The sequence below is a fragment of the Oligoflexia bacterium genome (genome assembly GCA_034439615.1).
Lineage (GTDB): Bacteria > Bdellovibrionota > Bdellovibrionia > JABDDW01 > JABDDW01 > JAWXAT01.
The window spans coordinates 67,591-88,065 of record JAWXAT010000031.1; the positions used below are offsets into that span (position 1 = coordinate 67,591).

The 20,475-nt window shown below is 40.4% G+C and carries 27 protein-coding genes; 16 read left to right on the top strand and 11 right to left on the bottom strand.

The window, feature by feature from the left end:
• Positions 1-22: 22 nt before the first annotated feature.
• Entirely contained in the window at positions 23-2,359 is a 2,337-nt protein-coding gene (locus SGI74_07050; GenBank protein MDZ4677254.1) for a DNA translocase FtsK 4TM domain-containing protein, read from the bottom strand.
• Between the two features lie 156 nt (positions 2,360-2,515).
• Between SGI74_07050 and SGI74_07055 the strand changes: the two genes are divergently transcribed.
• From SGI74_07055 to SGI74_07075, 5 genes are all read left to right on the top strand, one after another.
• The gene (locus SGI74_07055; protein ID MDZ4677255.1) at positions 2,516-3,196 is read left to right on the top strand and encodes a radical SAM protein; all 681 of its coding nucleotides are present in this window, start codon (positions 2,516-2,518) and stop codon (positions 3,194-3,196) included.
• A 12-nt stretch (positions 3,197-3,208) separates the two neighbouring features.
• A complete protein-coding gene (locus tag SGI74_07060) occupies positions 3,209-3,514 on the top strand; it encodes a helix-turn-helix domain-containing protein (GenBank protein MDZ4677256.1) in 306 nt (101 codons plus the stop codon).
• 8 nt (positions 3,515-3,522) lie between these two features.
• Entirely contained in the window at positions 3,523-3,930 is a 408-nt protein-coding gene (locus SGI74_07065) for a DUF2177 family protein (GenBank protein MDZ4677257.1), read from the top strand.
• A 242-nt stretch (positions 3,931-4,172) separates the two neighbouring features.
• Positions 4,173-4,415, top strand: coding sequence for a DUF4160 domain-containing protein (locus SGI74_07070; protein ID MDZ4677258.1), 243 nt, complete (start codon positions 4,173-4,175; stop codon positions 4,413-4,415).
• On the top strand, positions 4,402-4,656 hold the full coding sequence (locus SGI74_07075) for a hypothetical protein (GenBank protein MDZ4677259.1): 255 nt from the start codon (positions 4,402-4,404) through the stop codon (positions 4,654-4,656). Before SGI74_07070 ends, SGI74_07075 begins: the two co-directional genes overlap by 14 nt.
• Positions 4,657-4,866: 210 nt before the next feature.
• On the opposite strand, the gene SGI74_07080 is transcribed toward SGI74_07075, so the two are convergent.
• The 7 genes from SGI74_07080 to rpsF form a co-directional block, all read right to left on the bottom strand.
• Positions 4,867-5,070 (bottom strand): hypothetical protein, encoded by a 204-nt coding sequence (locus SGI74_07080; GenBank protein MDZ4677260.1) that lies wholly within the window; start codon positions 5,068-5,070, stop codon positions 4,867-4,869.
• A gap of 52 nt (positions 5,071-5,122) precedes the next feature.
• A complete protein-coding gene (locus SGI74_07085; GenBank protein ID MDZ4677261.1) occupies positions 5,123-5,371 on the bottom strand; it encodes a hypothetical protein in 249 nt (82 codons plus the stop codon).
• Positions 5,372-5,485: 114 nt separating this feature from the next.
• A complete protein-coding gene (dnaB, locus tag SGI74_07090; GenBank protein ID MDZ4677262.1) occupies positions 5,486-6,850 on the bottom strand; it encodes a replicative DNA helicase in 1,365 nt (454 codons plus the stop codon).
• A gap of 42 nt (positions 6,851-6,892) precedes the next feature.
• Positions 6,893-7,339: a 50S ribosomal protein L9 gene (rplI, locus tag SGI74_07095; GenBank protein ID MDZ4677263.1), complete on the bottom strand. Its 447-nt coding sequence runs from the start codon at positions 7,337-7,339 to the stop codon at positions 6,893-6,895.
• Positions 7,340-7,341: 2 nt separating this feature from the next.
• Positions 7,342-8,244 carry a DUF2232 domain-containing protein gene (locus SGI74_07100; GenBank protein MDZ4677264.1) on the bottom strand — a complete coding sequence of 301 codons (903 nt, stop codon included), beginning with the start codon at positions 8,242-8,244 and terminating at the stop codon, positions 7,342-7,344.
• Positions 8,244-8,483 (bottom strand): 30S ribosomal protein S18, encoded by a 240-nt coding sequence (gene rpsR, locus SGI74_07105; protein ID MDZ4677265.1) that lies wholly within the window; start codon positions 8,481-8,483, stop codon positions 8,244-8,246. The genes SGI74_07100 and rpsR overlap by 1 nt, the downstream gene beginning before the upstream one ends.
• A 3-nt stretch (positions 8,484-8,486) precedes the next feature.
• Positions 8,487-9,056 (bottom strand): 30S ribosomal protein S6, encoded by a 570-nt coding sequence (gene rpsF, locus SGI74_07110; GenBank protein ID MDZ4677266.1) that lies wholly within the window; start codon positions 9,054-9,056, stop codon positions 8,487-8,489.
• A gap of 188 nt (positions 9,057-9,244) precedes the next feature.
• Between rpsF and SGI74_07115 the strand changes: the two genes are divergently transcribed.
• The 3 genes from SGI74_07115 to SGI74_07125 all read left to right on the top strand — a co-directional run bounded on the left by SGI74_07115 (position 9,245) and on the right by SGI74_07125 (position 11,934).
• Positions 9,245-9,967, top strand: coding sequence for an FHA domain-containing protein (locus SGI74_07115; GenBank protein MDZ4677267.1), 723 nt, complete (start codon positions 9,245-9,247; stop codon positions 9,965-9,967).
• The gene (locus SGI74_07120; protein MDZ4677268.1) at positions 9,964-10,860 is read left to right on the top strand and encodes an alpha/beta hydrolase; all 897 of its coding nucleotides are present in this window, start codon (positions 9,964-9,966) and stop codon (positions 10,858-10,860) included. The genes SGI74_07115 and SGI74_07120 overlap by 4 nt, the downstream gene beginning before the upstream one ends.
• 132 nt (positions 10,861-10,992) lie before the next feature.
• On the top strand, positions 10,993-11,934 hold the full coding sequence (locus SGI74_07125; protein ID MDZ4677269.1) for a hypothetical protein: 942 nt from the start codon (positions 10,993-10,995) through the stop codon (positions 11,932-11,934).
• A gap of 2 nt (positions 11,935-11,936) precedes the next feature.
• On the opposite strand, the gene SGI74_07130 is transcribed toward SGI74_07125, so the two are convergent.
• The 3 genes from SGI74_07130 to SGI74_07140 all read right to left on the bottom strand — a co-directional run bounded on the left by SGI74_07130 (position 11,937) and on the right by SGI74_07140 (position 13,411).
• Positions 11,937-12,425, bottom strand: a complete 489-nt coding sequence (locus SGI74_07130) for a hypothetical protein (protein MDZ4677270.1) — start codon at positions 12,423-12,425, stop codon at positions 11,937-11,939.
• Positions 12,426-12,493: 68 nt separating this feature from the next.
• Positions 12,494-12,700, bottom strand: coding sequence for a hypothetical protein (locus SGI74_07135; GenBank protein MDZ4677271.1), 207 nt, complete (start codon positions 12,698-12,700; stop codon positions 12,494-12,496).
• A gap of 141 nt (positions 12,701-12,841) precedes the next feature.
• A complete protein-coding gene (locus SGI74_07140; GenBank protein MDZ4677272.1) occupies positions 12,842-13,411 on the bottom strand; it encodes a hypothetical protein in 570 nt (189 codons plus the stop codon).
• A 100-nt stretch (positions 13,412-13,511) separates the two neighbouring features.
• On the opposite strand from SGI74_07140, the gene SGI74_07145 reads away from it, so the two are divergent.
• Genes SGI74_07145 through SGI74_07180 form a run of 8 tightly spaced genes read left to right on the top strand, consistent with a single transcriptional unit; the run spans position 13,512 to position 20,462 of the window.
• On the top strand, positions 13,512-14,294 hold the full coding sequence (locus SGI74_07145) for an electron transfer flavoprotein subunit beta/FixA family protein (protein MDZ4677273.1): 783 nt from the start codon (positions 13,512-13,514) through the stop codon (positions 14,292-14,294).
• A complete protein-coding gene (locus SGI74_07150; GenBank protein ID MDZ4677274.1) occupies positions 14,294-15,265 on the top strand; it encodes an electron transfer flavoprotein subunit alpha/FixB family protein in 972 nt (323 codons plus the stop codon). Before SGI74_07145 ends, SGI74_07150 begins: the two co-directional genes overlap by 1 nt.
• 8 nt (positions 15,266-15,273) lie before the next feature.
• Positions 15,274-15,930 carry a lysophospholipid acyltransferase family protein gene (locus SGI74_07155; GenBank protein MDZ4677275.1) on the top strand — a complete coding sequence of 219 codons (657 nt, stop codon included), beginning with the start codon at positions 15,274-15,276 and terminating at the stop codon, positions 15,928-15,930.
• Complete coding sequence (locus SGI74_07160; protein ID MDZ4677276.1) at positions 15,920-16,681, top strand: site-2 protease family protein; 762 nt, start codon at positions 15,920-15,922, stop codon at positions 16,679-16,681. Before SGI74_07155 ends, SGI74_07160 begins: the two co-directional genes overlap by 11 nt.
• A 40-nt stretch (positions 16,682-16,721) precedes the next feature.
• A complete protein-coding gene (locus SGI74_07165; GenBank protein ID MDZ4677277.1) occupies positions 16,722-17,549 on the top strand; it encodes a peptidylprolyl isomerase in 828 nt (275 codons plus the stop codon).
• Positions 17,533-18,522 carry a peptidyl-prolyl cis-trans isomerase gene (locus SGI74_07170; protein ID MDZ4677278.1) on the top strand — a complete coding sequence of 330 codons (990 nt, stop codon included), beginning with the start codon at positions 17,533-17,535 and terminating at the stop codon, positions 18,520-18,522. Before SGI74_07165 ends, SGI74_07170 begins: the two co-directional genes overlap by 17 nt.
• Positions 18,519-19,460 (top strand): peptidylprolyl isomerase, encoded by a 942-nt coding sequence (locus SGI74_07175; GenBank protein MDZ4677279.1) that lies wholly within the window; start codon positions 18,519-18,521, stop codon positions 19,458-19,460. Before SGI74_07170 ends, SGI74_07175 begins: the two co-directional genes overlap by 4 nt.
• Positions 19,461-19,469: 9 nt before the next feature.
• Positions 19,470-20,462, top strand: coding sequence for a 4-hydroxythreonine-4-phosphate dehydrogenase PdxA (locus SGI74_07180; protein MDZ4677280.1), 993 nt, complete (start codon positions 19,470-19,472; stop codon positions 20,460-20,462).
• The last annotated feature ends 13 nt before the right edge of the window (positions 20,463-20,475 follow it).

Below are 20,475 nucleotides of genomic sequence, written 5' to 3' on the forward strand. Positions count from 1 at the left end.
TTATCACAGTGTGAGAAAAAGATTAGCTAATTTTATTTGCAAGTACTGAGCGTGGCTTACTGCCATTTGAAGGTCCAACAACACCTTCATTTTCAAGAATTTCAATAAGTCTTGCAGCCTTAGGATAACCAAATCTAAATCGCCGCTGGATAAGACTTGCACTGACTTCTCTTTGACTCGTCACAAAAGCTACAACTTCATCATAACCCTCTTCACGATCAGGGTTCATATATTCGTCATCGCTGCCAGCGTTCTCAGCCTCTTCCATTGATAATACCGCCGTAGAATTAAACTGCGGTGTACCCTGTTTCATCCAAAATTCACTAACAGCCGTCATCTCTTCATCACGCAAAAATGCACCGTGATAACGCTGTGGCTGAGATAAACCAGGCGCTAAGTAAAGCATATCTCCAACAGATAAGAGTCTTTCAGCGCCACGTTGATCAAGAACAATGCTTGAATCTACTTTGCTCGCCACTTTAAAACTAATGCGTCCGGGGAAGTTTGTTTTAATCAAACCCGTTAGAACTTCACGTCTCGGACTCTGCATAGCAATTACTAAATGAATACCCGAAGCTCGAGCCATTTGCGCCAAGCGAACAACTGCGGGCTCAACACCACTTCTATCTACCGACATAAGATCTGCAAACTCTTCAATAACAGCAACTATGTAAGGTTGTTGCTCACAATAATATGACTGCATAGCGGTTTGTGGATTATCTTCAAAAGCTTTAATTCTTTCGCGATGTGTTTCAAGCTCATCAGATTTTATTGCGGTGACGGCATCATTGTAAGCTTCAATACTTTTACTGTTAAACCTGCTCATTGATCTGTAACGCTTTTCCATTTCACGAATGAGCCATTTTAATGTGTTCACTGCGGGCTTTGCATCTTTTACCGGTGGCATAAGTAAATGTGGAATTTGATGAAATACAGCCAAATCAACTTGCTTTGGGTCAACAATTATAAGTCTTAGGGTTTTTGGTGAATGGCGCATGATGAGACTTGTAACAAGCGACATTATAAAAACGCTTTTTCCTGAGCCCGTTGTTCCTGCGACCAAGAGATGTGGAATTTTTCTTAGATCAATAATTTTTGGTTCACCACTGACATTTTTACCAAGCGCTACAGGGAGCTTTATATCTTCAGACCAAAAATCTCGCGACTCAAGAAGCTCTTTCATGTAAATCGTATCGCGCTTACTATTTGATGTTTCAATTCCCACCACATCACGCCCGGGTATGGGGGCAATGATTCTGAGTGATTCAGCAGAAAGCGCCAAAGACAGATCATCTGTTAATTTTGTAATGTCATTAATCTTAATACTCGCTGCCGGTCTAAACTCATACATGGTGACTGCGGGCCCGGGTTTTACCTCTACAACTTGCCCGAGCACATCAAACTCTGCGAGCTTTTGCTCAACTAAACGAGCGTTGCGAGAAATTTCTCTTTCATCAATTTTCTTTTGGCCACCGGGAGGGTCGTTTAAAAGATTAAGGTTTGGAAGTTCCCAATTTTCTACGAGCCTTGGCGCTTGGTTAAAAACAGCTTTTAGCTTGTTAGCAATTTTTTCTTTTTTAGCAGCCATGGGATTTCTAATGACTGAGGCAAATGAGCCCGTTTCTTCAGAGTCATCAGCACCACTTGCTTGTGAGTCTAATGAAAATTTCACTGGATTATTATGTATGAGGCCATCTCGCATACCACTTTGCGTAATGACAAGTGCGGGCTTTTCTTTTCGTTTAAATAATTTCAGGGCGGAAATTTTAAATTTTGCTTTCCATGCTACTAAAATAGAAAACGGATTAAACATATTGCGCGGCAATATCTCAGTAAGTCGTTTTTCAGTGTAAAAAATCACAAGCACAACAGCTGACGTCCATAAAATGATGCCAACACCGGCTCGATTAAAAATATTCACAAGGCCCTGACTAACAATAACTCCTACAGCACCGCCCAAAGAAACATGGTTTTGAAATATTCTTGTTTCAGGTAAATAGAGTCCAAAGAGACTTGCAAATACCAAGAGAAGTAACACGCCCCAAAGCATGCGCAGTTTTCCCGCGGGCATGGGCTTACCTTGAAATGCGTGAGCTGATCTTCGAAGTGTGCCGACAATGATTAGCCAAGAAGAAATTCCTAATACTTGATAAAAAATATCACTTAAAAAACTTCCGAAGTATCCGCACAAATTATGAACGGCGAGACCCGCTTTATAATTTTGAGAAACTTTTAAAGCCGAATTAAATGAAGGATCCGCGGGGTTAAAACTTAGGAGTGCTAGAGCTAAAAAAAGCCCAAGTGCGGCCCAAAGAGTGCCCACAATATCACGACGAAACTTTTCAAGTAGAGGAGCCATGATTTAATTGTATATGAAGCCAGCTTTTGGAACCACTCTAACCCTACCTCTAAGTATTTAAAAATATTAGGCTAAAGTCATATATGCTGCGAATTTATCTCGACAAAAGGCCCTGTCGCAGTGCATAAATGGTGCTTTTGATGTATGAAGGGCTCCATGCTTGAAACGAATCACACAGAAAAACAGAATCAAGATCTCTCGTTAAAAATTAATGAGATTTTTTATAGCATTCAAGGGGAGTCAACACTTGCTGGATGGCCCACTGTTTTTGTGCGCACAACGGGCTGTAATATTCGCTGTAATTATTGTGATACAAAATATAGTTATTATGAAGGCACTGAGTTTTTACTTTCACAATTAGAAACAAAAATAAAATCATACAAAGCTCAACACGTTTGCATCACTGGTGGTGAACCTATGGCGCAGAAAAACATTTTACCTTTAATGAAAAATCTTTGTGATCAAGGTTATACCGTTTCTTTAGAAACAAATGGTTATTATGACACAACTCAAGTTGATTCACGCGTTATAAAGGTTATCGATATTAAGACCCCCGATAGTGACGCAGGGAATAGTTTTAATTTCAAAAATCTTGAAGCACTGAATCCACAAGATCAAATTAAGTTTGTTCTGTGCAGCGAAAATGATTATGAATGGGCAAAGCAACTAATATCTGAAAAATCGTTAGAAAAAAAATGCACCGTGTTTATGAGTCCCGCATTTGAAACCATGTCTAATAAAAGCTTAGCTGAAAAAATATTAAGTGATTCTTTACATGTCCGCTTGCAACTTCAACTGCATAAATATATATGGAACCCCAACACTCGAGGAGTTTAGGGGGAATAACACGTGACGCCATCACACGGACAATCAAACAATTTATTTGTTGCTAATTTAAATAAGGTCAGTCTAGAAAAACTTGTTCGCAGCAAACTCGAAGTTATTTTAAAACAAATCGAAGAAGGTGGCCGCGTAAAAAATCTCTATAGCCAAGTTATGGAGCAAGTTGAACGGCCCATGATCGAATTGGCCCTACGCTTACAAGGTGGCAACCAAATTAAAACCGCAGAACTTCTTGGAATCAACAGAAACACTCTCAGAAAAAAAATCACTACCTATAAAATCAAAGTACCAACAGCTTCCAGCAAACAATAGTATTGGGTATGGCACTCAAACCAACAACCTGGATCGCAACATTTATCGCCTTCATCACCCTTGATGCATTGTGGTTTAAACTAGTCGTTGGAGATTTTTTCCACCAACGGCTTTTGCCACTCATTGATTCAGAAAATGGCTCAATTAAATTAAAATATTTTGAAGCAGGTTTTGTTTATTTTTTTCTAACACTGGGCTTATTAACACTCGTAGCAACTCCCAAGAAGGCGACTCTCACTGAAGCGCTCATATACGGAGCAATCTATGGGTTAGTGGTCTACGGCGTATATGACTTTACAAATCGCGCCGTTTTAAAACACTGGCCATGGGATTTCATGCTCGTAGATATAGCCTGGGGCAGTGTCTCATGTGCGCTAGTAAGTGGATTAGCCTTTTATCTTGAGAAACAATCCTAAATTTAACCAATAGTCCACCAGCGGACATAGTCATGAAGTGCATATGATTCAAATCAAGTTTTGCTATTCAATCTAGTGTTTGAAGCCTACAGCTCAAAGAGCCTCGAACAGTTCCATCTAGAGCGCTGTTACTGGTAGATATTCACTAGCTCAAGCTTTAACGAAATACCAGTTTGAAATCGTGCCCTTAAGTGGGGCAATTAACATTTGAGTATTGCCCATTATATGTGTATAATATACCCATGTCGCCGGTTATTTTTGTCTTTGAATCGCTGAAGTTTAAAATCAACGTGAACGATCACAACCCTCCGCATGTACATGTCGAGGGATGTGGAACAGGGGTGCGGATCAACTTACTGACCCTGGTTTTCATGGATGACAAAACGGATTTTTCGCAAGGCACTTTGGACAGGATTATGACTGAAGTCAAAAAACGCAGGGATGAGTTAATAGAAGAATGGGAGAAATATCATGAAAAAAATTAAAACTGGAAAAATAGAAATTGGATCTGATGAATTCAATCCTAAAAAGGGAAAATTTCGCGTGAATATGTTCGTTGACCTTGACGTAGTTGATGAAATTCGCAAGATCGCAGCAAAGCGACATGTTCCTTATCAGACCCTCATTAACCAAAAGCTTAGAGAAGTTTTCATGAATGAGCAAAGCCTTGAAGACAGACTGGCTCGTATGGAGGAAATCGTCCTCAAGAAACGTTCAGGAACCTAATAGTTTCTGACCGATGTTTGTTTCGAAATACAAAGCGAAATAAGTACTACAAGATTACACCTATAGAGTTAGGCTTCTATTAGATACCTAACTTCATAGGGCGATGATTTCTGACTTAAGAAAATGAAGTCCGCAAGCGCGACATAGTCATGAGGTGCATATGATTCAAATCAAGTTTTGCTATTCAATCTAGTGGCGGGTGGTAAGGAGTTAGGCTCGTTTCTTTTTAAGCTCTTCTTTAACAATTTTACGGACAGCTTCCTCAGTAAGTCCTTCTTTTTTTCCGTAGGGAGTGCTCACGTCATGGACGTAGCTTCTGACGATCTTATTTAAAAGAGTCTGATACTTAACTCCTTTTTTCTGAGCAATTTCTTTAAGCCCAGTCAAAGCATCCTCATCAAGCATGGTTGTCACTCGAATTTTGGTATGATTTGGAGGCCTGAATGATTACAAGTTATTTTTTAAATTATTCTTTGCCTAAATCTTCGGGAGAAATTACTTCTTCAATGACAATGCCGCCCTCTTCATCAAATTTATCTTTGGCGTGAATAATTACTTCTCTTAAATATTCGGCAAGGGCAAGGCGTAATTCTTCGAGCGTTACTTCGTCTCGTGCGATGCCTACATTTGATAGTACTTTTGAAAGTTCATTTGCGACTAAATCACTGGGCAGTCCCGTGGCGCCTGTGACAGCTTTAAACAGCTCGTTCCCCATAAATTTCTTCCCCCTATTTATTCGACAGCCTCATTTGAACAAGAGGTTAGTTTTCCATCAACGGTTTTTTGCTAAACCACTTGAATCTGGACCATCAAATTTACAATAAAGTATTTAGGCGTTTGGGAAGGTATGGGTCGTAGGGCCGGGGGCTTCTGCTGTGGGCTGTAAATTAGCAAACGTACCGTATTGAGAAAGCCAAGCCATCTTCACCGCACCCGTTGGGCCGTTTCGTTGCTTGCCTATAATGAGTTCTGCTTGGCCCTTAATTTCAGAATTTTCACGATCGTAATATTCGTCGCGATAGATCATCGCGACCACGTCAGCATCCTGCTCGATTGAGCCGGACTCCCTTAAGTCGGAAAGCATTGGCCTTCGATCTGTTCGACCTTCAACGCCTCGATTAATTTGGGACAATACAATTACCGGAATTTTTAATTCTTTAGCTAACGCCTTCATATTACGTGAAATTTCTGAGATCGCGCGCTCACGACTTTCTACTTTTGTTTTTAGATCCATGATTTGTAGGTAATCAACAATTACTATATCAAGACCTTTTTGAGCCTTTAACCTTCGACACTTTGCGCGAATCTCATAGGGGCTAGAACCAGATGTGTCATCGATATAAAGTGGAGCTTCACTAAACTTACTTGCAACACTTATAAGTTTTGGCCAAACGCTATCTGATACACGTCCAACGCGAAGATCAGAAAGATTAACTCGGGCCTCTGAACCCAACATACGCATCATGACTTGATCTTGACTCATCTCAAGAGAGAAAAACGCTACAGATTTTTTCTCTCTTAAAGCTATGTGTTGAGCAATATTTAAACAAAGAGCTGTTTTACCCATTGAAGGACGAGCGGCGATGATGATGAGCTCGCCAGGCTGAAATCCGCTGGTCATTTTATCAAGATCAGTAATACCTGAAGCCACACCCGTCATTGAACTTTTTTGATTATAAAGATATTCAATGCGATCAAGGCTTGATTTAATTATTAGCCCAGCATGAGTAAGGCCCATGCCTTTTGCTTTTTCAGCAATAGAGAAAATACTTGATTCTGCTTCGTTGAGGAATGCATCAAGATCACTATAACTTTGTTCGTAGGTTTTTTCGATAATGCTATTGCAACTCTCAAGGAGTTTTCGAAGCGTTGACTTCTCTTTTACAATCTCTGCATACGACATGATATTTGCTGATGAAGGAGTTTGATCAATTACAGTTGCAAGGTACGACGTACCACCAACAGCATCTAGAATACCTTCATCGCGAAGCGCAGACGTGACTGTAAGCAAATCCACGGGCTGGTTACGTTGTCGAAGCCCAAGAACTGCATTATATATTTTTCTGTTTGCGGCCTTGTAGAAGTCGTTTTCACTAATGATGTCTATCACGCGATCAAGGGCATTGGGATCAATCATGACCCCACCCATAACCGACTGCTCGGCCTCCAGATTTTGTGGAGGAAGCCTTGTCATATACCCTTACCAGTTCTTAAGCGCGTGTTAGTTAGTAAGCGCTTACTTTTCTCGCTCTACGTTTACTTTAACTTCAGCTTCTACACCAGTAGCAATCCTAACTTTCACTCGGTATTGGCCTAAAACCTTTATAACCTCATCGAGTTGAATGTCGCGGCGCTCAACGTTGAACCCAGCCTTGGTGAGTTCGTTAGCAATGTCACCTGATGTTATAGAACCAAAGAGTTTATCTTGTTCGCCCGCTTGAGCGCGCAATGTAACAGTTTGACCCGAGAGTTTCTCAGCGACTTTCTTTGCAGAGGCTGATGCTTTCTTTTTCTTTGCATCTGCCATTGTTTGTAAGTGCTTGAATTCTTTTACGCGGTCTTCTGTTGCTTCCATCGCGAGTTTGCGAGGAACTAAAAAGTTGCGCGCATAACCATCAGCTACTCTTACGAGATCGCCAACTTTACCTAGGGAACGAACATCTTGTGCTAAAATAACTTTCATTTTTACTCTCCAAAATTACGTGCTGCACTTTTATCTGATTTTTGCCTGTTACGAAATCCCATCCAGAGATCTACGAAACCTAAAAAGGCGACCATCAAAAAGAGCTGCGAAAATATGAAAAAATAAGCCATAGCTCTCCAGAAAACGGAGACCTGCTTCACAATAAAAAAATCGACAATTACTGCTAAACCTTGGAAGAAATAAAGCATAACGGCAACGTTAAAAACATTTGTTGCAAGCCAGTGAACACTTTCAGGTTCAACCTTATTAAAAAAAGTGCCGGCAGCTGCTGCTAGTGCAATCCAAACAAAACTATCTGGCAGCTTCCAATTTCTTAGCTCACTACTTGCAAAAATATGTTTTTGTTTCGTGGGAACCCAACCTAAAAGTTTTTCAACGCGCGAAACAAGAATTGAACTCAGCCAAATTGAGAAAATCACCATTATCAAAAGGGCTGAAGGAATTTGTTTCACCAACGCATCTTTATCAATCTTAATGCCCGCTGGAAGCTTTAGCTGAGCCAACGCGCCATCGATTTGCGCTGTAAAAAAACTTGCAGGTTCAAAACCATTATTTTGAATCACAACGCCAAGTGCAATAGTTCCTAATCCGCTGACGACCAAAAGACTTACAAATGCTGCAGTAGAATAACCAATGTTTTGGTTTTCACACTCACAGAAAACAAAAGTCAAAATGACGGCTGCAGAAAAAAGAACCATTATAGAAGGCGTTCCAAACCAGGCGATAAAGCCTAATCCTAAAAGCGACGCAATAAAGAAGTTTAAACGCCCCCCATTACGACGCACTAGCATGAGCGGTAGTGGCGTCAAGATAACCGTTGTCACCGTGAGCACCAGCGCTATTGCAGAAAGGATAATGGTTGAAAGAATCCCACGAAGATTCATCAGTCGCTCGAAGCTGTAAATCCGACGAGGGCCAATGAACGTGCGCGTTTAACTGCTGTGGTCAAATATCTTTGATGATACGCACAGTTTCCGCTGATGCGACGAGGAACAATCTTCGCGCGCTCAGTGAGAAACATGTTCAAAGTTTTATAGTCTTTGTAATCAATAGACATTTCTTTATCAGTGCAAAACTTGCAGGCTTTTTTTCTGTTAAAATTTTTCTTCGGTAAATTAGCCATTTTTTACTCCTCATCACCTTGAATATCAGCATCTACTTCATGCGCTGATTCGGGTTTTACACGCTCGGAACGATCGCCTCTTTCAGGTCGGTCGCCTCGATCGCTGCGTTCTGGACGATCACCTCTGTCATGAAATCGTCCGCCACCTTCACGAGGGCCGCCTTTGAAACTACCACGATCGGAATTACGTTCAGCGTCTCTTTCGGCGCGTTCTTTTTCTCTTTTTGCATGAGATTCAAGGCGCACTTTATAAGCAGCGATTGCTGCCATTGGATCTACTTTGTCATCAATCTTTACAGTTAAAAAACGAAAGATCTCTTCGTTGATACGCATATTGCGTTCAATTTCTGCGACACATTCATTATTTGCGCTGTAGGTTAGACAAAAGTAGTGCCCTTTGGGCTCTTTGTTAATGGCATACGCCATTTTTTTCTTACCCCAATCATCGAGATTCAAAATTTTACCATTATGATTCTCGATAATTTGTTGATTGCGGTTTTTGATGTCCTGAACTTTTGTTTCAGCCGCGTTGGGGTTGGTAATGAAAACGGTTTCGTAGTTACGGGTCTCCATAATACTATATCCTTTCGGTTAAAGCCCCCATCTCGACCCTCGAGATTAGGAGCAAGGAATTAAAACAATTATTAAAATGTCTGGGGAAGCTAACATAGTGAACGGGACTTTTCAATTGTTGTTCTAAATCTTATACTTAAGGTCAATATGAACCGCCGTTAGGTCTTTCATCAAGGATTACACAGGCCATGTTTATCAAAATCTTGGTAATGAGCGGTCCTCGCAAGGACGATGAATTCGTAATCAAAGATGAAACCCTCATTGGACGCTCTACGGGTGATTTGGCGCTCAGAGATCAAAAAGCTTCTAACCCACATGCTAAAATTTTCAGCCCCTCGATAGGTATCATTGAAGTTGAAGACCTGGGTTCATCTAATGGGATTTTAGTTAATAATGTAAAAGTTGAAAAAATCGCACTCAAAGCTGGAGATACGATAACTATCGGAAAAACCGAGCTTTTAATAAAAGAGCTTGGCGTCACAGCTCAACCAGCAGCCCTTTCTTCCCCTGAAATTGATAAGGGAACTTGGCAAGAAACGGTAGATGCCGTCTTAGCCGTGGCTTCAGATATATTAGAGAAAAAAGGACCCGTGGTTACGCGAATAGCGGTTTTTAATCCCCCATTTAATTTAGAATTTATAGAGGGCATTCAAGTGGGGACATCCCTTACATACGGATTTGGACCTCGGCTTATCGGGGCGCATTGTGTGGAGGGATTACTCTTTGAACCTTCAGCTCCACCCATTGCTTTTGCATTGCTGCCCAATAAAGATGGCTCAGCACAATTTAAATCAAGACACGATACCGTTTTACTCAATGGAAAATCTGTTAAGAATCAAAAACTTCAAGACGGCGACCGCATTTCTGTGGGACAAACAATTATCGTTTTTAGGGACAATAAAGAAACATGAACATCATTAAAAAAACCACAGGATTTGCTACAAGCTTTGATGGAACCCCCATTTTTTATGAAGTGCGCGGGGAGGGGCCACCACTGATTTTGTGTTACGGCATAGCGTGCCTCACCAATCATTGGCATCACCAAGTAAAATATTTTTCAAGCCAATATCAAGTCATCATGCTTGATTACCGCGGCCATCATCAAAGCCCCATACCGCAACAACATGATCAACTAACTATTGATGCTTGTGTGAATGATATTAAAGCTGTTGTTGATCATCTCAAATTAGAAAAAGCTTCATTTTGGGGTCACAGCTGGGGAACTCAACTTCTGGTTCGAGCTTATGATTTATACCCTGAGATGTTTAACAATATTGTAATGATCAATGGCTTTGCGAGTAACCCCATCACGGGAATGTTTGGAACAAATCTTCCCGTCGCAGCATTTGAATTGATGAAAAAAACTTATGAACAATTGCCAGAGACAAGTAATTATCTCTGGAAAAAAATGGTGTACAACCCCATTTCACTTTGGTTTATGCAAGTTTCCGGAGGCTTTAATCCTCACCTAACTGCTGTAAAAGATATTGAAGTGTATTTAAAAGGTGTGGCTTCAATTGATATAAAAGTTTTTCTCACCTTGTTTGAAGCAATGATGAATTATGATGGCCGCTCAGTGCTTGATCGATTTGATGTTCCAACACTTATAATCGCAGGTGAAAAAGACACGGTAACTCCCTTTAAATATCAAGAGGCCCTTCATAAAAGAATTAAAGGTTCAGAACTAACAAAGGTTGCTTTTGGATCACACTGCACGATGCTCGATATGCCTGAGTTCGTAAATCTTAGAATCGAAAAATTTCTTAAAGAGAATAAACTCGGTTCCACAAAATCTGAAAAATAATACCTCACTGTCTGAAACGTCGACAACCTCAACCATTCATTCAGACCCCAGATTCATCCGCAGACGAAGTAACGTGGCACAAAGAATGCTAATGAATTGAAATGCAAAATTTAATTATGGGGTCTGTTTGTTATGAAGAGCTTTTTGTTTTTGCTACTTACGTTGAGTTCTATGATTACATTTGCTGAAGGAATCGATGGATATAGCCCAAGTTTATCTGCAGATCAAAAACGCAGTATGCTTTGGCAACAAATTCAACGAACAGCTTACTCAAATGGACTGCTTCCGAATAAAACACCAAATCTACTCAAACTTTTAGACTGCAAGTCATTACTTGAAACTTTCACTGCGAGTTCAGATTTTTTGCCGAGCAGAAAAGGTAAAGAAAAAGCGATTCACACTTACGGGGCAACAGCGCTCGTCACCTTTGAAGTAAATCCAGAACTCAAGAGATGGACGGGTATGTATGAAACAGGGGGAGGTGGCCTGTTAAGATTTTCATTAGCAAAAGCTGGCTTACCCTATACACCTGGTATCGGATTAAAACTTTTAGTGGATGGTCAAGAGTCAGTAGATTTTCAAGCTATGTATAGCTTAAATGGCCAAGGTGAAAATCAAAATCCATTCGCAAATGATTTTAGAAATATTGTGGATCCGCCCGAGGGGATTGCATTAAAAGGTTTGGGCTTGGTTTTTAAACATTCAATCAGAGCAGTCGTTGCTGCGGGGCTTATTTCCAGCGAAAGAGAGCTGCCGATTTCAAAAGCTGCAACAGTTAATACTGATGGCTCTACCGTACAACTCCCAAGATACCCCTATGAAATTACTTTTGTACCTAATCCAGAACTCACTAAAAGCTTAAGTGCAAATGATCCCACTGACACGCGCATTAAGCTTCAATCCATATCACCAGGTGTCGTTCTCTATTCTGTATTCGGAAGAGAAAGTGCTGCGTCTACTGGTAAGTTTTTTATTGGCGTCATTAAACTTGAGAGTAACTTTATAGCCTCAGCATTTGGTGATCAGGAATTATTTTTTCAACATCACCTTTTAGAAAAAGCCTTAGCTAAATAAATTTATTTTCCTGGGCGAAAACTTTTTAGCATCAACACTTGTCGATCACCGGTTAGCTCCAAAGTGACTTCGTCTTTAACTACGCCAAATGGAATTTTTCCATACCAAATTGTTCGCTGATTCATGATGTCGTTCATAGGAAGGGCACATGTACTAATATTTCCTGCAGGTGTTGGCAGATTTACCGTTTTGCCACCGTAGCTTCGACAGCGACTCAAAATATCGCCAAGTTCTTTGTCGTCCATTAAAACTTCCAAAGAATTTTCTCGCTCAGAAGTTTGAATGCGGCCATCTACCAAACGAACAGAAGTTTTTTCGCGAAATTTTTTGGTAATGGTATTATATGATATTATTTCTTGAGTTACTGTTTCTGAAATTGTTCGATCGCCCTGAATGGTTTGGCGATCGTACTCAATAAAATCACCCACCGTCGGCATGGCAAAAACAACTGAGCTTACCAGCATTGATAATATTACGATGAATTTGTTCATTTTATCTCCCAGCTTATTCCAACGACTCTTCGTATGGGAAGCTAGGTGATTAACGGTGATTGTATCAACTAAAATTTAAAAGAGAGTTGGCCCTCTTTATCTATTAATATTCCTTCATCGCCTGTAATTTCAGTGAGCTTTTGATACTTTAGTGGCAAAGCCACATCGACACCGTAAGCTTGTTTAATAAGATTTTTAATAAACGCTGCTTTAACAGAGTCTTGCGCATCTTTGTTAAAGCCCATCTCTTCCATGAGATCCCCAACGCGTTCCATGGATCCCCCCATTTGGGGCTTTTTATGAACTTAGGATGTGGATCGGTAGCAAAATGAAGCCAGTGTTGCGTTCTATAGAAGTTGTAAAAGCCCTACTCTTCTTAAAGACACCACAGGTAAGGCTTTTAGGTTAGACCAGTTTTATTTTTCTGTTAACAAAACTGTTCCTTTTTTAATTCCAAGAACATCTAAAACAACACAACTAACGGAATAGTCTCGAGAAGGTATAAATCCAAAAATCTTTTTATGTACTACTTGCGCCTTACATTGAAGTTGTAAGCTCATAACTGGTTTTTGATTATCAATAACCACTTGTGCGCCGTCATCAAAATGGTATGTGGCGTTATAAAGCCCGGCCAAACCTAGAAACTTTCCGTCTTGAAGATCGCCCAAGGATTGTATTTGAAGAAGTGTTACTGGTTCTTTGTAATTAAACTCTCTTGAAGTAATTGAGCAGTTATCGAAAAGAAATACGGCGGGTGTTCGATGGGGGCGAAATTGATCATACCCGTTTTTTGGTCTCGAACAACCAGGGCTTGCCTGACCCAGCTCACTGGATAATTCAAAGTGGGTAAGCCCAAGATTAAAGTCGCTAATTCGTTTTGCAATATCTTGAGGGGTTTCATCTTTAAAGGAATTCGTGACGCGGTAGCCGCTCAAGAGGCCCGCAATTAATGCCGCCACAAAAAGTACTACATATGTTTTTTTCACCCTTTCAGAGTTATGGTGCTATAAGGCTTGTGTCAAGGTCCGTTGACAAGACGTTAAAAAAACCTCAATAATAGTCAGATTTTTAAAAAGCGGAGAACACATGAATATTATTGTTTGCGTAAAACAAGTCCCCGATACAGAAACAAAAATTCGAGTGAAGTCAGATGGTTCTGGAATCGAAACTAATGACATTAAATGGGTATTAAATCCCTATGATGAATTTGCCGTTGAAGAATCTCTAAAACTTCGCGACAAACTTGCAGACGGATCAACCGTTACGGTTATTACTCTCGGGCCAAAAACACGGGCCACAGAAGTTTTACGTACCGCACTTGCCATGGGTGCTGACAATGCAACACTCATTGATGGTCCTGAAAATCTTGATTCAAATGCTGTTGCAAAAGCTTTAGCTGAGACAATTAAAAAAGATCCATTTGGAGTTGTTTTCACCGGCAAGCAAGCCATCGATGATGATTGCGCACAAGTCAGTCAACTCCTTGCAGGTTATCTCAACGCTCCTCATTCAACTGTTGTAATTAAATTTGAAATCAGCGGCGATAAATCAAATGTCGTTGTTGAAAGAGAAGTTGAAGGCGGATCAAAAGAAGTTATTGAATTAAAAGTTCCCGCTGTTGTGGGTGCAAATAAAGGGCTTAATACTCCGCGCTATGCAAGTTTACCTGGCATTATGAAAGCTAAGAAAAAAGAAATTAAAGAAATCGCTTACGCAAGTCTTGGCCTTGCAGCCACTGAAGTAAAAATTTCTTATAAAGGTTTTCAACTTCCACCGGGGCGCCAAGCGGGAAAAATGCTTGAAGGCACTGCAAGTGAACAAGCTGTAAAACTCGTACAACTTCTACGTGAAGAATCGAAGGTGATCTAATGGCTAACATTTTAGTTTTTGTTGAGCATAAAGAAGGAAAAATCAAAAAAAGTTCAGCAGAGTTATTAGCTGCAGCCAAAAAAGCCGGAGCAACAGTTCAAGCACTTGCACTCGGCCCCGGCAGTAAAGCATTGTCACTTGAAGCTGGAAGTTTTGGCGCCACAACATTATTTGCATGTGAAGCTGATGTATTAAAAAACTATAACCCCGAGGCCTATGCTGCCGTTGTAAGCCAAGTGATAAAAGAAAAAACTCCGGCAATTGTTTTAGCTTCAGCTACTGTTTTGGGAAAAGACTTATTTCCAAGTGTTGGGGGCCGCGTGGGTTGTGGTGTTGCTAGTGATTGTGTGACACTTACAATTAACGGAGCAGACGTTAGTGCAAAACGCCCCATGTATGCTGGTAAAGTCACAGCTGATGTTGTTTTTAGTAACAGCCCCACAAAGATTTTACTCATGCGACCAAATGCACTTGAAGCCGGAAAACCTGAAGCAGGTAAATCTGCTGAAGTTATTGAAGTTCCAGCGCCTCCAACTGATCTAAAAACAATTATTAAAGAAGTTGTTAAGGGAACATCAAACAAACTTGATCTTACAGAGGCAAATATCATTGTCTCTGGTGGCCGAGGTCTAAAAGGCCCAGAGAATTTTAAGTTGTTAGAAGAATTAGCGAGCACTTTAGGCGCCACTGTTGGCGCTTCACGCGCCGTAGTAGATGCTGGTTGGGTTCCCCATGATATGCAAGTTGGGCAAACAGGCAAAACGGTTTCTCCCACACTTTATATAGCGGTTGGAATTAGCGGCGCTATTCAACATTTGGCAGGAATGAGTTCTAGTAAAGTCATCGTAGCAATTAATAAAGATAAAGAAGCTCCGATATTTCAAAAAGCCACTTACGGAATCGTGGGAGATCTTTTTGAAATTTTACCGGCTTTGACTGCTGAATTTAAAAAACTTCTTAAGGATAATTAAATACCGTGATGCGCACACTTTTTTTGCCGCCATTGATCTCAGCTTTTTATTGGCTGTGGTCAAGCACTTGGCGATTTGAAGTTATTGAGCATCCAGATTTCACAACACTTAGAAAAAAAGGCTCCGTTAGTTTTGCTCATTGGCATGGTGATGAAATGGTCGTCTTACGCCTTGGGCCTCGCTACAAGTGCGCCGCCATGACAAGCACCTCTAAAGATGGCGAGCTCATGACAAGGGTTCTAAAATATTTTGGTTTTGGAATCAGTCGCGGCTCAAGTACTCGAGGCGGTGCGCGAGCACTTCTTGGAATGGTGAAACTTGTAGAGAGTGGCTACAATGCCACTGTTGCAGTCGATGGGCCCAAAGGGCCGCGTCATAAAGTGAAGCCTGGTGTTTGGTATTTAGCCAAACATGCTCAAACGCCAGTTGTACCCACCGGTGTTGCTCGTCAAGGTGCATTGGTATTTCATAAATCATGGAATAAAACTTATCTTCCTTGGCCTTTTGCCAAGGTCATTGTTTACTTTGATAAGCCCTTAGATTTTCCAGAAGCAGTGAGTGAGAATAACATTGCGCAGCTCGAAGGGGATTTAGAATATAAACTTCATATCGCTCGAGGTAAAGCGCAAGCACTTTTGTTGGGGAGACCACTTGATGAAATCTAAATTATTTCGAATGATTTTTATTTTAAGCGCGAGCTTGAGCATCGCTGCATGTACTACAAATCAGAAATCTTCTTCATCAGATGATTTTGTTTCGCAATCAGAAATTGATAGTCCCGCAGCGCATACACCATCTGTTCCGCTCATTCCTGTTGCACGCTCGTATTCTGGCGACAACACGCCTATAGTTAAACATTTTTTACTTAAGAGCGTTGCTGAAAAATCTGGCGTTAGGGTTGGCGATAAAGTTTTGAGTCTTAATGGTTACCCCATAATAACTGCTGCAGAGTTTGATAAAAAAATTAAAAGAGCGCCAAAAAATTCAACTATAGTTGTTTTAAGAGGAAATAATAAAATCAAATTAAATATCGTTCTTTCAGATAAAAAACCAAGATTTGGCGCAGGCTTTGAACCTTCAGGAGTTGTTTTCACAAAAAAAAATTCTCCCTATATTGGAGTTATTCATTTAAAAAATATGACCGTATATGCGCAGGCTTCTGCGACCACAACAAATGAGTTGCGTTTTAATTTCATTATTGAAAGTCATGTAATCGAGGTTGCAGCACCTGTGAAGTTTTCAATCCATGAAAAGGGCGATAAAAAACCCTTAATCTCAGGTAGCGAAACAATTGACGCGCTGGGTGCAGAGCCTCATGTTTTTTCAAAAGTGATCCCAAATGACGGCGATTTAAAACTTCCGATTAGGGCTTCGTTGAATATCTCAAAGAATAACTTTCTTTTTGAGTTTCAATAAGCTGCATGCTAGCGTCAAATGTATATAACATGGAGGTTTTATGCGCTCATTGATGCTCATTTTATGTCTCGTCGCACTGTCTTTCTCGGCCTTTGCACAATCAAACGTTGTGGCAACGGTGGGTGGCAAATCAATTACACTTGATGAATTTAATCGCCGCTACGAAGACGTTCGTAAAAAAGCAGCGAATCCTCCAACTAAAAAAATATTTCTCGACGATCTCATCCGTTATGAAATGGGTGTTCAAGAAGCAGAAAAACGTAATATGGCAAAAGACCCGATCATTGCTGAGCGCATTCGCCAACAGCTTTACGCGGGCCTTATCGAAAAAGATCTCAAAGACAAGTTAGACAATATTGTCGTCTCAGAAGATGAGATGAAATCTTACTACGCATCAAACCCTGAAGTACGAACAAGTCACATTCTCATTGAAATAAAGCCCAGCGCTAATGAAGCCGAACGCGCGGCTGCTCGAAAACGTACTGAAGAAATTAATGCTGAAGTTAAAAAGAGTAAGCGTCCTTTTGAAGAACTTGTAAAACTTTATACAGATGATTTGGCTACAAAAAATACTGGCGGTGATGTTGGTTATCAAGCGCGCCTTTCATTAGTGCCCGGATTTTCACTTGCTACAAGCTACTACGAATCAGCTATTAGACTTAAAAATGGTGAGATTTCAGGAGTTGTTGAAACACCTTTTGGATTTCATATTATTAAAAAAACAGGTCAACACACTTTCGCCGAAGCAAACAAGAGGCTCATTCGTGGCGCTGTTTTTGAGAAAAAGAAAATGACTCTTTTTAATGAATATTTTGACAAAATGAGAAAGAGCTACAAAATCTCCGTCAATAATGACGCCGTTAAGTAAAACTCTTCGGTTATTTTCAGCTCTACTTTTAACTACCGCCATTCTTAGTGGATGCACTAAAAAAGCTCCGCCTGCGGCAAAATCCCCTGTACTTATTGTAAATGGCGAGGCTCTTATAGCCACTGATTTTGCAAAATCACTAGCTCGACAATTAAAAAAATTTGATGCTCTAGCTGCAAAAGACCCAGCAATTATTCGAAAAGCAAAGGAAGCTGTAATTCGAGAGTTTATTGTTTCTACTTTGCTACGGCAGTATGCAACGAGCAAAGACCTTGTTGTCACCCAACAAGATATTGATATTGAGATTGATCGCGTAAGAAAAACTTACCCAGATGATTTTACATTTAAAACAGCCCTGGCCACTGAAGGCTTAAGTATAGATGAGTGGCGTGAGCGCATTACAAAATCTCTGTTAGAGAAAAAAGTTTTTAAAGTAATTGATAACTCCACTGGGACCCAACAAAAAGATTTAGAAGCCGACGCTCAAAAATTTTATGAAGAGCATAAAAGTGAATTTATTCGCCCAGCGCAAGTTCATCTTCAACAAATAGTAGTGACCAAAGAAGACGACGCACAAAGATTAATGAAAAAAATCCGAGAAGGCACGCCGATGTCTGATCTTGCAAAAAGATTTAGCATTTCACCTGACGGAGCAGAGGGTGGTGATATTGGTTATGTCAGTAAAGGTACAACTCCAGCTTTTGATACCGCCTTTAATATGCGCAAAGGCCAACTAAGTGGTGTGATAAAAAGTAATTACGGTTTTCACGTTATAAAGGTCCTTGACAAGAGAGACCAGACGCGTCAGAGCTTTGATCAGGTTAAGAAGCGCCTAATGATGCGACTAGCTATGGAAAGACAGCAAGAAGGCTTTCAAAAATGGCTGGAAACAGAAATTAAAAAAGCTAAAGTAGAGCGAAATGACTCTTTATTAGAGACCATGAAAATACACACTGAGGATGCTCAAAAATGAAGCCTTTATTGATCACATTAGTTTTTCTATTTTCTCTGGCTACGCACGCAGAAATCGTGGAATCAATCGTAGCTATTGTTAATAGCACCATTGTCACGAAATCAGATATTTGGAAATACAAGGAGCGTTTACGCTCAGGCACAATTATCGATGATCTTTTGGGTAACAGCGCCGAAGCTCTCCTCAAAGATGAAAAGGCTTTATTAAAGCATATTATTGATGAGCGCATCGTTGACGATGAAGTTAAAAAACAAAATCTAAGCATCACCTTTGAAAGAGTCGAGCAAGAAGTAAATCAAATACAAGGTCGCAATGGCATTTCGCGCGAACAGCTTAAAGCCGCTCTTAAAAAAGAGGGGACAAATTTTTCAGATTACCAAGAATTTATTAAAAAGCGTATCGAGCGACAAAGTGTAATTGAAAAAGCCATCACATCAAAAATTAAAATCAGCGATGAAGACGTAGCTTCTGCGTATGAAGTAAAAAATAAATCTTCAAGCGCTACAAGTTTTGAATACAAAGTTTCCCATATTTTATTTCGCGAAGGTAAACGCTCTGATTCTGAACAACAAAAAAAAGCACAAGAAGTTTATGAAAAAATAAAAAACGCAGGCAACTTCGAAGCACTTGCCAGTCAATACAGCGAAGACCCAGGTTTTAACGAAGGTGGTTTTTTAGGTACTTTTAGAGCCGGGGAAACACTACCACCCCTTGAAGATTCTTTTAAAACATTGAGTCCCGGCGAAGTGGCAAAACCAGTAAAGACAAAGCTTGGTTATCACATCGTAAAACTTCTTGAGAGACATGTTGTGTCTGACGCTGAGTTTGAAAAGAAAAAAGATGTTATTCGCAACGAACTTTATCAAAAAGCTTTTGTAAAACAATTTCAATTTTGGCTTGATCAAAAAAGGCAAGAGGCCTTCATCAAGATTAATTAGGCGGTCTTCATGTTGCGCCCTTTACGAATCGCAATCACCAGCGGCGACGCCCACGGCATCGGCCCTGAGGTAGTAGCAAAAGCATTAAATAAAATTGGGCCACGAAAAAATGTACAGTTTTTATTGTGGCGAAATTCTGAGTTTCCAAAACGAGATCTTCAGCGAATAAAAAAAGAATTCAAACTTATTTCAACAAATAGTTGGGCTGAAGCACTAACTAAAATGCCAAGCTCAAACAAAGAACTTGTCGACATTTGTTTAAATTCTAATCCCGCAACTTGGGTTGAAGAAGCCGCCTCTGCATGTTTTTTTAAACACCTTGATGGTTTAGCAACCGCACCACTTTCAAAACCAACAATAAAAGCTAGCGGCCTTAAAGACATTGGACATACTGATATTTTAAAACGTATTTCAAAAACACAGAATGTCTATATGACTTTTTTAGGCAGTGAGTTTAATGTCATGCTGGCGACGGGGCATTGCCCAATTAGCCAAGTGAGCTCTAAACTTTCAGCACACAGTATTGAAACAGCGGTTCTCTCTGCCACACGATTTATAAAAACCCTTCATCACCTAGGTGTGAAAAACATAATTAAAAAGCCACTCGGTGTACTTGGGTTAAATCCCCATGCTGGCGATGCAGGACTTATTGGAAATGAAGAATTCGAATTTATTCAGCCGGTTTTAGAGCGACTAAAAGAACAAAAAGTTGCTCTCGAAGGACCCCTTGTACCAGATTCGGCCTTTACTCCAAATCATTGGGCACGATATAGTCTTTATCTTGCTCTCTACCATGATCAAGGGCTTATTCCCTTTAAGACTGTACATGGGCAAAAGGGAGTACACGTAACATGGGGACTTCCCTTTGTTCGAACAAGCGTTGATCACGGAACGGCATTCGATATCGCCGGCCTTGATAAGGCAGATGCTACAAGTATGCGCCTTGCCATAGAGTGGGCGCTAAAACTAAGCTCCGGTCTTGCCCGCGAAGTTATCGAATAAAAATAAAGAGGTT